The 14,061-nt window shown below is 38.0% G+C and carries 13 protein-coding genes and 2 tRNA genes; 7 read left to right on the forward strand and 8 right to left on the reverse strand.

The window, feature by feature from the left end; genetic code table 11:
- Positions 1 to 4 precede the first annotated feature (4 nt).
- On the forward strand, positions 5 to 496 hold the full coding sequence (locus C0430_RS09180) for a DUF456 domain-containing protein (RefSeq protein ID WP_290868658.1): 492 nt from the start codon (positions 5 to 7) through the stop codon (positions 494 to 496).
- A gap of 33 nt (positions 497 to 529) precedes the next feature.
- Here C0430_RS09180 and C0430_RS09185 read toward each other — a convergent pair whose 3' ends face one another.
- The 3 genes from C0430_RS09185 to C0430_RS09195 form a co-directional block, all read right to left on the reverse strand.
- Positions 530 to 1,948: a hypothetical protein gene (locus C0430_RS09185; protein WP_290868569.1), complete on the reverse strand. Its 1,419-nt coding sequence runs from the start codon at positions 1,946 to 1,948 to the stop codon at positions 530 to 532.
- Between the two features lie 389 nt (positions 1,949 to 2,337).
- Positions 2,338 to 2,411, reverse strand: a tRNA-Asp gene (locus C0430_RS09190).
- A gap of 86 nt (positions 2,412 to 2,497) precedes the next feature.
- The gene (locus tag C0430_RS09195) at positions 2,498 to 3,424 is read right to left on the reverse strand and encodes a DUF58 domain-containing protein (protein ID WP_290868573.1); all 927 of its coding nucleotides are present in this window, start codon (positions 3,422 to 3,424) and stop codon (positions 2,498 to 2,500) included.
- A gap of 185 nt (positions 3,425 to 3,609) precedes the next feature.
- Here C0430_RS09195 and recJ point away from each other — a divergent pair, with 185 nt between their 5' ends.
- The 4 genes from recJ to C0430_RS09215 all read left to right on the forward strand — a co-directional run bounded on the left by recJ (position 3,610) and on the right by C0430_RS09215 (position 8,335).
- Complete coding sequence (recJ, locus tag C0430_RS09200; RefSeq protein WP_290868578.1) at positions 3,610 to 5,298, forward strand: single-stranded-DNA-specific exonuclease RecJ; 1,689 nt, start codon at positions 3,610 to 3,612, stop codon at positions 5,296 to 5,298.
- Between the two features lie 118 nt (positions 5,299 to 5,416).
- Positions 5,417 to 6,580, forward strand: a complete 1,164-nt coding sequence (locus C0430_RS09205; RefSeq protein WP_290868584.1) for a cytochrome c3 family protein — start codon at positions 5,417 to 5,419, stop codon at positions 6,578 to 6,580.
- 27 nt (positions 6,581 to 6,607) lie between these two features.
- Positions 6,608 to 7,876: an MFS transporter gene (locus C0430_RS09210; protein WP_290868590.1), complete on the forward strand. Its 1,269-nt coding sequence runs from the start codon at positions 6,608 to 6,610 to the stop codon at positions 7,874 to 7,876.
- Positions 7,877 to 8,335 (forward strand): DUF2062 domain-containing protein, encoded by a 459-nt coding sequence (locus C0430_RS09215; RefSeq protein ID WP_290868593.1) that lies wholly within the window; start codon positions 7,877 to 7,879, stop codon positions 8,333 to 8,335.
- Here C0430_RS09215 and C0430_RS09220 read toward each other — a convergent pair whose 3' ends face one another.
- From C0430_RS09220 to C0430_RS09240, 5 genes are all read right to left on the reverse strand, one after another.
- A complete protein-coding gene (locus C0430_RS09220) occupies positions 8,336 to 9,232 on the reverse strand; it encodes a GyrI-like domain-containing protein (protein ID WP_290868596.1) in 897 nt (298 codons plus the stop codon).
- Positions 9,233 to 9,323: 91 nt separating this feature from the next.
- A complete protein-coding gene (locus C0430_RS09225) occupies positions 9,324 to 10,079 on the reverse strand; it encodes a UDP-2,3-diacylglucosamine diphosphatase (protein WP_290868599.1) in 756 nt (251 codons plus the stop codon).
- A gap of 23 nt (positions 10,080 to 10,102) precedes the next feature.
- Complete coding sequence (locus tag C0430_RS09230; protein ID WP_290868602.1) at positions 10,103 to 10,555, reverse strand: 6-carboxytetrahydropterin synthase; 453 nt, start codon at positions 10,553 to 10,555, stop codon at positions 10,103 to 10,105.
- A gap of 32 nt (positions 10,556 to 10,587) precedes the next feature.
- Positions 10,588 to 10,764, reverse strand: coding sequence for a hypothetical protein (locus tag C0430_RS09235; protein ID WP_290868664.1), 177 nt, complete (start codon positions 10,762 to 10,764; stop codon positions 10,588 to 10,590).
- A 3-nt stretch (positions 10,765 to 10,767) separates the two neighbouring features.
- Positions 10,768 to 11,532, reverse strand: a complete 765-nt coding sequence (locus C0430_RS09240; protein WP_290868605.1) for an enoyl-CoA hydratase/isomerase family protein — start codon at positions 11,530 to 11,532, stop codon at positions 10,768 to 10,770.
- 126 nt (positions 11,533 to 11,658) lie between these two features.
- Between C0430_RS09240 and C0430_RS09245 the strand changes: the two genes are divergently transcribed.
- Positions 11,659 to 11,732: transfer RNA gene (locus tag C0430_RS09245), tRNA-Ala, on the forward strand.
- Positions 11,733 to 11,940: 208 nt separating this feature from the next.
- Positions 11,941 to 14,055 (forward strand): prolyl oligopeptidase family serine peptidase, encoded by a 2,115-nt coding sequence (locus C0430_RS09250; RefSeq protein ID WP_290868608.1) that lies wholly within the window; start codon positions 11,941 to 11,943, stop codon positions 14,053 to 14,055.
- The last annotated feature ends 6 nt before the right edge of the window (positions 14,056 to 14,061 follow it).

Here is a 14,061-nt window from a genome sequence, read left to right on the forward strand (position 1 = left end):
TTTATTGCTGGTGATTATTGGTTTTGTGTTGATGATTCTGGGTGTTTTTGGCAGTTTTATGCCTGTCTTGCCTGGACCAAGTTTAAGCTGGATTGGGTTGGCATTGCTTTATTTTACTAGTGCGGTTCCGGTAAATTATTGGATTCTGGGAATTACTTTTTTGATTACTGTTGTCATTTCAATCTTGGATTATGTGATTCCGGCAAAAGGCACCAAGAAGTTTGGCGGAAGTTCGTACGGAATTTGGGGAACGAATATCGGTTTGATTGTGGGAATTTTTGCCCCAATCCCTTTCGGATTCATCATTGGTCCATTTCTGGGCGCTTTTATTGGAGAATTGCTATACGATTACAAAGACCATCGCCGAGCCTTGAAAGCTGCCACGGGTTCTTTTATGGGTTTCTTGGCTTCCAGTTTTATGAAGTTTGTGATTTGCATGATGTTTTTGGGATTGTTCCTTTGGATTGTTTGGAATAATAAATCCGAGTTGTTTTAAAAATAAAACAGTCAGCCCACTTCACCGTTTTAATTACATGCTACCAATACCAAAAAACAAACACACCATAGTTTCGATGCAAATTTTTCTGGAATTATCCGTTGAATTTTCAGGAAAATAAATAGGATACCATTCAACAGATTTAGTGTTTCCCATGGATGGTTTTCCTACATTCGCGCTCGAAGAAGACATGAAAAGTTTGTTTTTTGACAAACTAACATTAGACATAGACTGGTTTTCAGGATTGCAGTTTTGAACCACCATTACTCCCAATCGATCATCGCCGGATCTTATTTCTATAATTCCTCTGTTCTCGTTATATTCGGCAAATAGCGGTTTGTTATATAAGGAGCCTTCAATCCGGTGAATTTGCTCAATTCCCAATGTGTTTTGCGTTTGATAACCCGTAAATGGATTGAATTTCACTTCCGTTTTAGCAGTGTTGCGGACATTTTCCATACGCGTATATACAAAATACCCTATTTGCTCTTTCTCGTCATACAATTCAGCCGTTAAAGGATTGGAAACTCGTTGCGTTGTCACTTCATCACTCATTGTTGACTTTGTTTCCATTTCAATCCATTTTAGATTGATTCCAAACTTTTGACCATCCGAAAAAAGCAATGTTCCTTTTTTCTGGTTGGTTATTTTATTGTCATATAAAATTTCTATTCCGGTAGCGTCTGTAAATAATGGAGCTAGAAAATCTGACAAAGTAGGTTTAGGAAATTTCCATGTCATTTCATCCTTGAAATTAAAGTTCAAAATGGTATCGTTGGCTGCTTCGAGAATAGCCGAGAAATTTTTGGCAGACTTCCACGCTCCGTTTATTTTTAAAAGATGACGTTTGGGTTGCCATAAAAGAGCACTCGCCTTTTTTTCCTGGGTTTCCAGTGAACCAAGGACAATCTTCTCGTTGTTTGCCGGCAATGTTCCCAATGCTTCTTTTATCATTTTTTTAAAAACAGCCTGGAATTCCTCGGGCAAAATCCATTGTTGCGAGGCGACATATCCTGAAACATTAAAATATTCCAGTTCATGGCTAACCTCTTTTTTAAGGATGATTTTATTGTTCTGTTTAATAATAATATTGAGTTTCCAAAACATTAGTTCACCGACTGTTGCCCTGGTAATAAAGGAGAAAACTCCTATTTCAAAGTCATTGCCAGAAACTGCTTTAGGCAATTCAACCTTTTGATTGCCAAATCCGTTAATAATCTTATACGAAACCGTTTCGGGAAGTTGAACCTCTGGAACCTTGAGGTAATTCATTAATTCGAGCCTGGTTTCTTTAAAAATAGAATCATGAATGTCCTGATACAGAAAATAGTTTGGGAATCTGGTTTCGTCAGTCCAACGCAATTCGTGTTTAAAAACAACGACTTTCGCATACTGTGCAAAACTGTTAATGGACAGAAGAATTGCCACTATACTTAAAAAAAATGTTTTCATGAGGCACCACATTATATTAAACAATTAAATTACAACTGGAACTTAAAAACAAGGTTTGTGCAAATAATGAACTAAGGTAGCAAATTATTTTTTTGAAACTCCATTTTGGATTGTTTGTATTATTGAAGAATTGAAAAAGGATGTACGCCTTTTTAAAATAGGATGCACACCTAATTGTACACCTTTTTCGCTTAAGATTGAGAGAATTTACGGTTTAGAAACACCCTAAAATCAAAAAAGCTATCCACAAAAGTGGAAAGCTTTTCATTGGTCTAACTACTAAACCGTGCTACGAGTTACAAAGTCGTAGCGAAAACAACACAACTATTTTAGATGCTTTTTTGGGGCAAAAAAGCGATTCATTTCTGAATCGCTTCTCCCCAATTTAGCGGTCTGGACGGGACTCGAACCCGCGACCCCATGCGTGACAGGCATGTATTCTAACCAACTGAACTACCAAACCTCTGCTTTATTGCGGTTGCAAATATACTATAGAATTTTGTTTCTACAAGCGTTTCTGCAAAAAACATTTCATATTTTTTTTATGCCTCACCCAAAGTTTTGTTTTTCAACTAAATATGTAGTCAAAATTTTTTCGAAATTATCCCCCACGCCAACAGGAACGTACTTAATTTTGTTTTGCGAACAGGTCAACGCCAGTTTTTTGAAGTACTTATTTACTCCTTTTTCATATTCATCCTTAACATTATCGGCAAAAACCGAAACCTCATCACCGGTTTCCATATCAATAAATTTCCTTGGAGTGTTGTCAAAATCGAGATTCAATTCGGTTTTGTTGTCAATTACGTGAAATAAAACCACTTTATGCTTGTTGTGTTTCAAATGTTGCAAGGCAGTAAAAAGCGCTTCTTCGTTGCCGGATTGAAACATGTCCGTAAAAAGGATAATCATCGAACGGCGGTGAATTTTTTCGGCTATTTGATGCAAAAATTTTATTGTATCCGTGCTTTTCTGAACTTTTGGTTGTTCCAATAGATTTTCGAGAGCATTCAAAATCATTCGATGATGGCGATCACTCCCTTTCTCTGGCGAATAATATTCATAAGTGTCTGAAAAAACACTCAATCCAATGGCATCGCGCTGTTTCTTTAGAATATTCATCAAAACTGCCGATGCCAATACGGAGAAACCAATCTTGTTTTGGAAAAAATTTTCGGTGTCTTTTAACTTTGGATAATGCATCGACGACGAATTATCGATAATGATGTGGCAACGTAGATTAGTGTCTTCCTCAAATCGCTTGGTATACAATCGATCGGTTTTGGCAAACAATTTCCAATCGATGTGTTTGGTGCTTTCGCCAACATTATAGACTTTATGTTCGGCAAATTCAGCAGAAAAACCATGAAAAGGACTTTTGTGCATTCCCGAAATAAAGCCTTCCACAATTTGGTTAGCCAATATTTCAAGATGCTGAAAACTGGAAATTTTCTCTATTTGCGATTCAATCTTCATCTTTCAAATGTATTAAAAGATTGAATGATTAAAAAATTAATAGATTATAAAAACTTTAACCGCAGATTCGCGAATTAAAAGATAATTGTAAAATGTTAATTTCTTTAGCACGTACATTATTCAGCTATTTTAAACTAAATTTGTTCTAACACACAAAATCCTAATTCGTAATCCCTATAGTATTTATGCGCTGGACCATCAAACCAAAACCTTCGGAAGAAAAAGTAAAACAGTTGGCAGCCGCTTTGAATATTGAAGATTTTGTGGCGACACTTCTCGTGCAACGCGGTATCGAAACTTATGAAGAAGCCAGACAATTTTTCCGTCCGACTCTCGAAGATTTGCACAATCCGTATTTGATGAAAGATATGGACAAAGCGGTCGAACGCATTGAAAATGCGATTGAAAGAGGCGAAAATATTCTAGTTTTTGGCGATTATGATGTCGATGGAACAACGGCGGTTTCCTTGGTTTCGTCATATTTAAAAACGTATTATCCAAATGTGGCAACTTATATTCCCGATCGTTATGACGAAGGTTACGGCATTTCTTTCAAGGGAATCGACTTTGCCGACGACAATGGTTTTTCGTTGATTATCGCCTTGGATTGTGGTATAAAATCCATTGATCACGTAGCTTACGCCAAAGAGCGAAACATCGATTTCATCATTTGTGACCACCACCGACCGGGAGCAACTTTGCCCGAAGCAGTAGCAGTTTTGGATCCAAAACGAGACGATTGCAGTTATCCGTATGACGAATTGTGTGGCTGTGGCATTGGTTTCAAATTGATTCAGGCCTTGGGTAAAAACCGAAACCAAACTATCGAAGATTTGACTTCTTATCTGGATTTGGCAGCAGTTGCCATTGCGGCAGACATTGTTCCGATGACGGGTGAAAATCGGGTTTTGGCTTATTTTGGTTTGCAGGTCATCAACTCTGATCCGAGACCGGGATTCAAGGCTTTGACGCATCAAGTAAAAAAGAAAATTTTGGATATTACCGACGTGGTTTTTATCATCGCACCCCGAATTAACGCGGCGGGACGAATCAAACACGGGAATCACGCTGTGGAATTGTTGACGGAATTTGATTTTGAACAAGCCCAACAATTTGCATCTGAAATTGAAGCCTATAATTCTGAAAGGAAAGATTTGGATAAACAAATTACTAAAGAAGCGCTGGGGCAAATTGTCGAAAATAATGAAGAAAAACGATTTACGACGGTGGTTTTTCAGGAAGATTGGCACAAAGGCGTGATTGGAATCGTGGCTTCGAGATTGATAGAAACCTATTATCGTCCGACCTTGGTTTTTACCAAAAGTGGTGATAAATATGCCGCTTCGGCGCGTTCGGTCAAAGGATTTGACGTTTACAATGCCTTGGAAGCTTGTTCGGAACATTTGGAGCAATTTGGTGGACACATGTACGCGGCGGGAATGACGTTGCTGGAAGAAAATTATTTGGCTTTCAAAAATGCTTTCGAAAAAGAAGTCGCAAAAACCATTCATCCTGATATGTTAACGCCCGAAATTTCGATAGATGCCGAAATCAATTTGTCGGACATCACGCCAAAATTGACCCGAATTTTGAAACAATTCGAGCCTTTTGGACCCCAAAATATGACGCCGGTTTTCTTGACCAAAAACGTGAAAGACACCGGTTATGGACAAAAATTGGGAGCCGATGAAGAACATTTGAAACTTTTTGTACGTCAAAATAATTCCGAAGGAATGGCGGCCATTGGTTTTGGATTGGGCAATAAAATGGATTTGACCACAAACAAAAAGCCGTTTGAAGCGGTCTATTGCATAGACGAGAATGAATGGAATGGCAAAACTTCCGTTCAATTGCGATTGAAAGATATTAAATAGAAAAACAAATCTTGAATTGGAAAACGTTAAATTAGCAATAATGACAAGAAGCATGAAATCTTTATTATCTGCATCAATCTCTTTTTTGATCCTTTTTCTATTCGCGAATTGTGGAAACATGGATAATGACTATATTGATCCAAGGGGAAATGTCTATGCGGGATCCGTTAGTTGCAAGGAATGCCATCAGGAAATTTACAATGATGCTTTAAATAGTTCGCATTACAAGGCATCGGCACCAGCTACAATGGAAAACGTTCTGGGAAATTTTAGTTCAGGTCACAACATCTATTTTTATGACAAAGACACAAAAATTGTAATGGAGCATAGAAATAATGGCTTGTATCAGGTTCATTATAAAAATGGAAAAGAAGTGAAAGCCTATCGTTTTGACATAACAATGGGAGCTAAAAACGCACAAACCTCATTGTTTTGGGACAATGACAAAGTGTATGAAATGCCTTTGTCCTATTACACTTCAGTGCAGAATTGGGGCACGAGTCCTGATTATCCCGTGCATCAACCTTATTTTGACAGATTAATTGCAAAAGATTGCTTTGAATGCCACAGTTCATATCTGGAACGCAAGCAGGAAAGAACACCGTCTGAAGAATATTTTGGAAGAGAAAAAACACCTGAAGTGATGAAAAAAGAGTCCTTGGTTTATGGCATTGATTGCGAGCGATGTCACGGACCGGGAATAAATCACGTGAATTATCACACCATTTATCCAGAAATAAAAACCGCTAAATACATGGCAACCAACAAATCACTCACTACCCAACAAAGAGTGGACAGGTGTGCGATTTGCCATTATGGTGACGATAAATTGAAATTGCAATCTCGTTTTCAATTTATGCCCGGTGATGCCATATCTAATTTTTATAGTGAATCCTACCCAAATCCTGATGCTGATTTAGATGTGCACGGAAACCAATATGGCATGCTGTCACAAAGTAAATGTTTTCTGGAAAGTAAAACCATGGATTGCATAAGTTGCCATAATCCTCATAAAGATGCTACGGAAGGTCTGTTGTATTATTCGCAAAAATGCATGAGTTGTCATAAAGAAACCAATAAAAATTTCTGTACGACCAAAACTCCAACTGGAATTTCACTCAAAGACAATTGTATCGATTGTCACATGCCTAAAAAAGCTTCGGGAGCCATTAGTTTTATGCTTTCGGGAAAATCCGAGATGTCGTCCTATATGCTAAGGTCACACAGAATAGCCATATATCCAGCCGAAGAGCAGAAAAAAACGACAGTAAAGAAAAAGTAAAATTAAGAAATAGTAGATTATAATTAGATGAATAAAAAAGATCCTTACGCAGCTTTGCGTTATAAAGAATTTAATGTGTTTTTGTTATTGCGATTCGCCATGGTTTTTGCTTGGTCAATGCAATTTATCATCATCGAATGGGAAGTGTATAGTTTGACAAAAAGTGCCCTTTCACTGGGAATGATTGGATTGATGGAAGTAATTCCAGCAATTGGAATGGCATTGTTTGCCGGTCACATTGTAGACCAAAAAGAGAAAAAAGGAATGCTTGTTAAATGTATTTTGGGTTTTTCCATCATTAGTTTTGGTTTGTTTTTATTGACTTGGCCAAGAATTGTTAGTAATTTGTCGACCAACACCATTTTGTATTCCATTTATTTTTTGGTCTTTTTAGGAGGATTGGTTCGTGCGTTTTTGGGACCTACAATCTTTTCGCTTATATCCTTGATTGTTCCTAAAAAAGTGTATCCCAACGCAGCCACTTGGAGCAGTTCGGTTTGGCAAATTGCTTCCGTTGTTGGACCTGCCGTGGCTGGTTTTTCCATTACTTGGATAGGAGTCCATTGGTCAATGTGTACTATTCTTGCCTGTTCCCTTTTCGCCTTATTGATTTTGACACAAATTTCAACCAAGCCTATTTTGAATCCAAAAATTGGAGAACCCGTGATGGAAAGCTTGAAGGAAGGCGTGAAATTTGTGTACACCAACAAATCTATTTTGGGTGCTTTGACACTCGATATGGTGGCGGTTCTTTTTGGTGGAGCTGTGGCGCTTTTGCCCATTTTTGCCCAAGACATTCTAAAAGTAGGTCCTGAAGGTTTCGGGATTTTGAGGGCTGCACCGGCGGTTGGCGCTTTGTTGACGATGTTTGTTTCGGCTCATTTGCCTTTTTATAAAAATGCGGGGATTAAATTATTGGCCGCCATTTTCGGATTTGGTGTTTGCATCATTGTTTTCGGGCTTTCCACTTGGTTTTGGTTGTCGGTTTTTGCCTTGTTTATGAGCGGTGTTACCGATGGAATTTCGGTAGTGATTCGCCAAACGATTTTGCAACTCAAAACGCCCGATTCAATGAGAGGACGTGTTGCGGCAGTAAATTCGATTTTTGTGGGTTCATCCAATGAGTTGGGCGCTTTCGAAAGTGGATTGACCGCAAAGTTGATGGGAACGGTCACTGCGGTTGTTTTTGGCGGAAGCATGACGCTTTTAATCGTGGTTTTCACGGGAATAAAATTGCCGGGATTCAGAAAATTGGATTTGCAAAAAGATCTGGAAGAACACGAAAATCATAAATAATTGAAGCAGAAATTAAATTCGTTAAAAAACACAATCTCCGTTATTTTTAAACAAGGATTAACGCCCAAGGAATTAAACCAGAGCATTATTGTGTCTGGATTAATTTCGATCATTCCGATTCTTGGCGTGAGTACTTTTATGATTACCACTATATCTCTAAAAAGCAAATTGAATTTGCCGGTGATGATTGCGCTCAGTTATTTGATGTGGCCAGTGCAAATTTTATTGATTATTCCTTTTATACGCGTGGGAGAATTTATTTTTTCTATCCCCAGAAATCATCATACGGTGGAAGAAATTATTGGTTCCTTTCAAAACGGCTTTTTTCAAACTTTGAGCCAACTTTCCTTTGAATTACTTTGTGGATTTGGAGGTTGGTTGTTTACTGCAGTTCCTGTTGCGGTGGTTGTTTATTGGGTTTCGCTATTGTTTTTGAGGGGAAAACAAAGAAGAAATTAATTATTCTATTGGAATGCAAAAATCGACAATAGCCATTTTTTTAGGATGTTCGTTGAAGTTGTTGTGGTAGATTTCAAACGGATTTCGGTCGGCTTTTTTGTATCCGTTTTCGTTCATCCAAATAAAAAGACCCGTCCAAGATTTTTCAAATTCGTGGATTCCAATTTCAAAATGACCCACAATAAATTTCCCTTTTTCTATGGTTGTCAAGCCAATTTCGCCATCGACTTCTGTTTTTTCATTTAAAATCAGGCAAGCACTCATTCTCACTTTATCAGGTTCGGTAATTTTATAACTGTCGTGATAAATGGTTGCCATTTTCGAATCTTCCTTCAAAAGACCTTTCGGAACAGCCCATTGAATGAGTTTTGCGTAAGCATTTTCCAATCCTTTGTGTCCAATTTGTGTGACAAAAGCCAATTCTGATGTCGGCATTTCCTTGATTTCAATTTTTGCATTCATTTTAATCCAATTGATTAGGTTGTTAATGTTGCAAATGTATTCTTCTAAAAATCCTTTTTTTTGTCCATTCTTGCTTTCTACTTGACTAATCTTGCTATATTTTGGCTTTGATTTTCTAAATTCGGAAGGGCTAATTCCGTAAAATTTCTTGAATGTTCTTGTAAAAGAGGAGTTGCTGTTAAATCCGTATTGAAGGGAAAGTTCTGTAATGGAGATGTTTTTTTGATGCAAAAGTATTGATGCTGCTTTTTCGATTCTTTTGCGGGTGATGTATGAATTTAGAGTTTCATTTGTTATTGCTTTAAAAATGCGATGCAAATGAAATGGAGAATAAAACCCAACCTTGGCAATAATTTCCAACGACAATTCGGAGTCCAGATTTTCATCAATGAATAGTAAAATGGTATTTATCCGTTTGATGTAATCTTCGTTCATTCCTTTAATATCTATACTTTAGCTGCATTTTAAAGCAAAAAACTTAAATGACCTTAAATGACCTTAAATGACTTATATGGTTAAAGATTTTTTACTCAAACTTTTTCAGTTCGAAAGTCTCGCCATCAAAAACGCCATAAGTAAAATAACCAATCCAATCACCTAGATTTACATACTCGGAGTTTTTGCCAACAGGGACAATCATCGGTAAATGACGGTGGCCAAAAACAAGGTAATTGTAGTCTTTGGTTTCCAGTTTTCTTTTGGAATAAAGAATCAACCATTCGTTTTCTTCGCCAAGGAATTTCACGTCTTCATCGCCAGAAATCAATTTGTTTTTTACCGAAAGATAATGACCCAATCGAACTCCAATGTCGGGATGTAGCCATCGGAACAACCATTTCGAAAACGGATTGGTAAAGACTTTTTTCATTCGTTTGTATCCCTTGTCGCCGGGTCCTTTTCCATCACCGTGACCAATAAGGAACGTTTTTCCGTTGAAAGTATATTCTTGATTGTCGCGATAAATGGGAATGTTCAGTTCTTTCTGGAAATAATCGTCCATCCACAAATCGTGATTGCCCACAAAGAAATAAATGGGAATTCCGCTGTCGCGAATTTCAGCCAATTTGCCCAAAACCCGCACAAATCCTTTGGGAACAACGGTTTTGTATTCGAACCAAAAATCGAATAAATCACCCAGCAAGAAAATGGCTTCGGCATCACCTTTGACTTCGTCGAGCCAAGCAACGAATTTTTGTTCTCTGGGAAAACTCAATTCAGGGGTTGGTGCGCCAAAATGTTGGTCAGAAGCGAAATATATTTTTTTGTTGGGCGTGATTTGCATAAAGCTAAAATAGAGATTTTGAATTACAAATTATCACTGGCAAACCATTCGGCGAAAGAAGATTCGGTTTCTTGCAATTTCAAGGAAAAAAGCTTGATGTTTTGAGGCAATCGACTGATGATTCTTTTCGAAAAATCAACCACCATATTTTCGCTCGTGGGTTGATAACCTACCAAAATTACGTGGTGCCCGCGGGATTCTAATTCTGCAGCCAATTCGACATGAGGGGTATTTTTATTAAAAACCGAGGCGTGATCAAATTGGTCAACGATTTCTTCTTTCACGATTTTTTTCAAATCGGTAAAATCAATCACCATTCCGTTTTTTACATTATTGATATTGTCTATAGGTTCTCCAATTACGGTAACCGACAATTTATAGCTATGTCCGTGCACGTTTTTGCATTTGCCGTCATAGCCGTAAAGGGCGTGGCCGGTTTCGAAACCAAACTGCTTTGTAATCCTGATTTTGCTCATTCTGTTTTTATTTGAGTGCAAATTTAGTGAATCTACTCCTTTCTACCCGCTTTTTTCGCCCGATAATACATCCAATAGGCGACACCAACCAATAAAACAAAGGGGAGAAACGAACCAATGAGAACACCTATTTGATAACTGCTGTCTGGTGCATTTTTTAGTTTTTCTTCAACATTTACTTGTAGTAATGGCAAGACAAGATTCATCATTTTTTATTTTTTAAATTGATTTAATGCCTTTCTGGAAAAATCCGAAAGCACTAATTTTCCCGAAATTTCCGCTCTTTCATACAGTAAAGTATTCCAGTTTTCGGTTCCTTCCCAAAGTACTTTTTTCATTTCGACTAAGGCTTTAGGATTGTAATCGGCCAGTTTATTGGCGAAAGCCGTAATTTCTGTGTCTAATTCTGCCGTGGTTGCCAAAACTTTGGTGTACAATCCTTTTTGATTGGCCCAAATGGCAGTTTTCCATTCGGTGTCCAAAGTCATTTCGGTCGTGGCGCTTTTACCTATTTTTCTGCTCACGGCCGGTTCTATGACAAAAGGCCCAATTCCAATGGCTAATTCCGATAATTTTATGGAACTTTCCGAGTTTGCCAAAGCATAATCGCAAGCAGCCACAATTCCCACTCCTCCACCAACAGCTTTTCCGTTAATTCTTCCCACGATAATTTTCGAACAATTGCGCATAGCATTCAACACATTGGCAAAACCTGAAAAGAATTTGGTAGCTTCCTCTTGATTGGAAACGGCAAGAAGTTCATCAAAAGAAGCACCGGCACAAAAAGCTCCAGCACCACTACTTTTCAAAACAATCACTGAAACATCAGGGTTTTGGCTTAAATTGTTGAGTTCGGTTGTCAATCGGTTTAGCAAATCACTTGGAAAAGAATTGCTCGCAGGATGACCAAATTCGAGGGTCGCGATTTTGTTTTCGATTGTCGTGATTAGTATGCCGTTTGGGTTTTGTGTTTCCATTGCATGAATTTTGATGTAAAGTTATAAATATTAAGGGACGCTTGGTGTTTTTTTTCAAAATGCACCAATTTGTTTTTTTGAAATTTGCATTTTAGTTTATTTATGTGTTATATTTGCCGCACAATTGGGGGATTAGCTCACTTGGCTAGAGCGCTTGCCTGGCAGGCAAGAGGTAACCGGTTCGATTCCGGTATTCTCCACTTAACAAAACCGCAACAAATTGTTGCGGTTTTTTGTTTTTACTGCAACTCCCCGTTTGTAATATTTCATATTCAGAATTACCAAGGCAAAAGAAGGTTTTGAATTATCGAAGAAAACATCTTCTGTATTTGATTTATTCCTTTTTAACATTTTCTCCGATGTGTGTTATATTTTTATATTTTTGTGTAAATCATAAATCAAAGTTGGATGAAAAAAATAATATTAATACTGGTTATAACAACTTCAGTAGGTTCCTATGGACAAAAACAAAATAACGTGAAATATCCGCAAACCAAAAAAGGAGAAACAGTTGACCTGTATTTCGACACGAAAGTCAATGATCCGTATCGTTGGCTCGAAGACGATAAATCGGCTGAAACGGCTGCTTGGGTAAAAGCAGAGAACGAAGTTACGTATGATTATTTGTCGAAGATTCCCTTCAGAAAAGATCTTAAAGACAGATTGCAAAAATTATGGAATTATGAAAAAATAGGCTCTCCTTCCACTGAAGGAAACTTTTCTTATTATTTCAAGAATAACGGTTTGCAAAACCAATCGGTATTGTATCGAAAAGATGCTTCGGGTAAAGAAGAAATTTTTCTGGATCCAAACACTTTTTCCAAGGATGGCACCACTTCTTTGGGCGAAATGGATTTCTCGAAAGACGGTTCCAAAATGGCATATTCCATCTCTGAAGGCGGTAGCGACTGGAGAAAAGTGATTATTATGGACGCGATTTCCAAAAAAATAATCGAAGATACATTGGTCGATGTAAAATTCAGCGGATTGTCTTGGAAAGGAAATGAGGGCTTTTATTATTCCAGTTATGACAAACCAAAAGGAAGCCAATTGTCTGCAAAAACGGATCAACACAAATTGTATTTCCATAAACTGGGAACTTCACAAAAAGAAGACCAAGTCATTTTTGGCGCAGACCAAAAACGAAGATATGTTGGCGGCGGCGTTACCAATGACGATAATTATTTAATCATCACGGCATCGACTTCGACTTATGGGAATGAATTGTATTTCAAAGATTTAACAAAACCCAACAGTCCTATTATTGCCATTGTGGATAATTTTAACAGCGACAACAGCGTCATTGAGAATGAAGGAAGTAAATTGTACATCGAAACAGACTTGAATGCACCAAACAAACGCATTGTTACAGTTGATGTAAGTAATCCAAAACCTGAAAATTGGAAAGATTTTATTCCTGAAACAGAGAATGTTTTGTCACCTTCCACTTGTGGTGGTTTTTTCTATGCTAATTATATGAAAGATGCCGTTTCGGTAGTGCTGCAATATGATTATTCAGGAAAACTCGTTCGCGAAATCCAATTGCCGGGATTGGGAACGGCAGGAGGTTTTAGCGGAAAGAAAACAGACAAAACCGTATACTATTCGTTTACCAATTACATTACACCCGGAACCATTTATGCAATGGAACCTCAATCCGGACAATCTATGGTTTACGAAAAACCAAAAGTGGATTTCAAAAGCGAAGAATATGTTTCCAAACAAGTGTTTTACACTTCCAAAGACGGAACCAAAATCCCGATGATGATTACTCACAAAAAAGGATTGAAGCTCGATGGCAAAAATCCAACGATTTTGTATGCTTATGGCGGTTTCAATATCAGCTTGACGCCAAGTTTCAGCATAGCCAATGCAGTTTGGATGGAAAATGGCGGTATTTATGCCGTAGCGAATTTACGTGGCGGTGGCGAATATGGCAAAAAATGGCATGATGCAGGAACAAAAATGCAAAAACAAAATGTGTTCGACGATTTCATCGCAGCCGCCGAATATTTAATCTCCGAAAAATATACCTCTTCAAATTTTCTTGCCATTCGTGGCGGATCAAACGGTGGTTTGCTTGTAGGAGCAACCATGACACAACGTCCCGATTTGATGAAAGTCGCTTTGCCGGCCGTGGGTGTTTTGGACATGTTGCGTTACCATACCTTTACTTCTGGCGCGGGTTGGGCTTATGATTATGGAACTTCACAAGACAGCAAGGAAATGTTTGAGTACATCAAGAAATATTCTCCAGTGCATAACGTGAAAAAAGGAACGCAATATCCTGCCACGATGGTCACAACTGGCGATCATGACGATAGAGTGGTGCCTGCCCACAGTTTTAAATTTGCTGCCGAGTTGCAGGAAAAACAAAGCGGAAGCAATCCTACTTTAATTCGCATCGATGTAAAAGCAGGACATGGTGCTGGAAAATCAGTGGAAGCCACGATTCAGGAAAATGCAGACATACAAGCTTTTACTTTATACAATATGGGTTTCAAAACATTACCAAAACAGTAATGCTTT

This window comes from Flavobacterium sp. (assembly GCF_013823965.1).
Lineage (GTDB): Bacteria > Bacteroidota > Bacteroidia > Flavobacteriales > Flavobacteriaceae > Flavobacterium.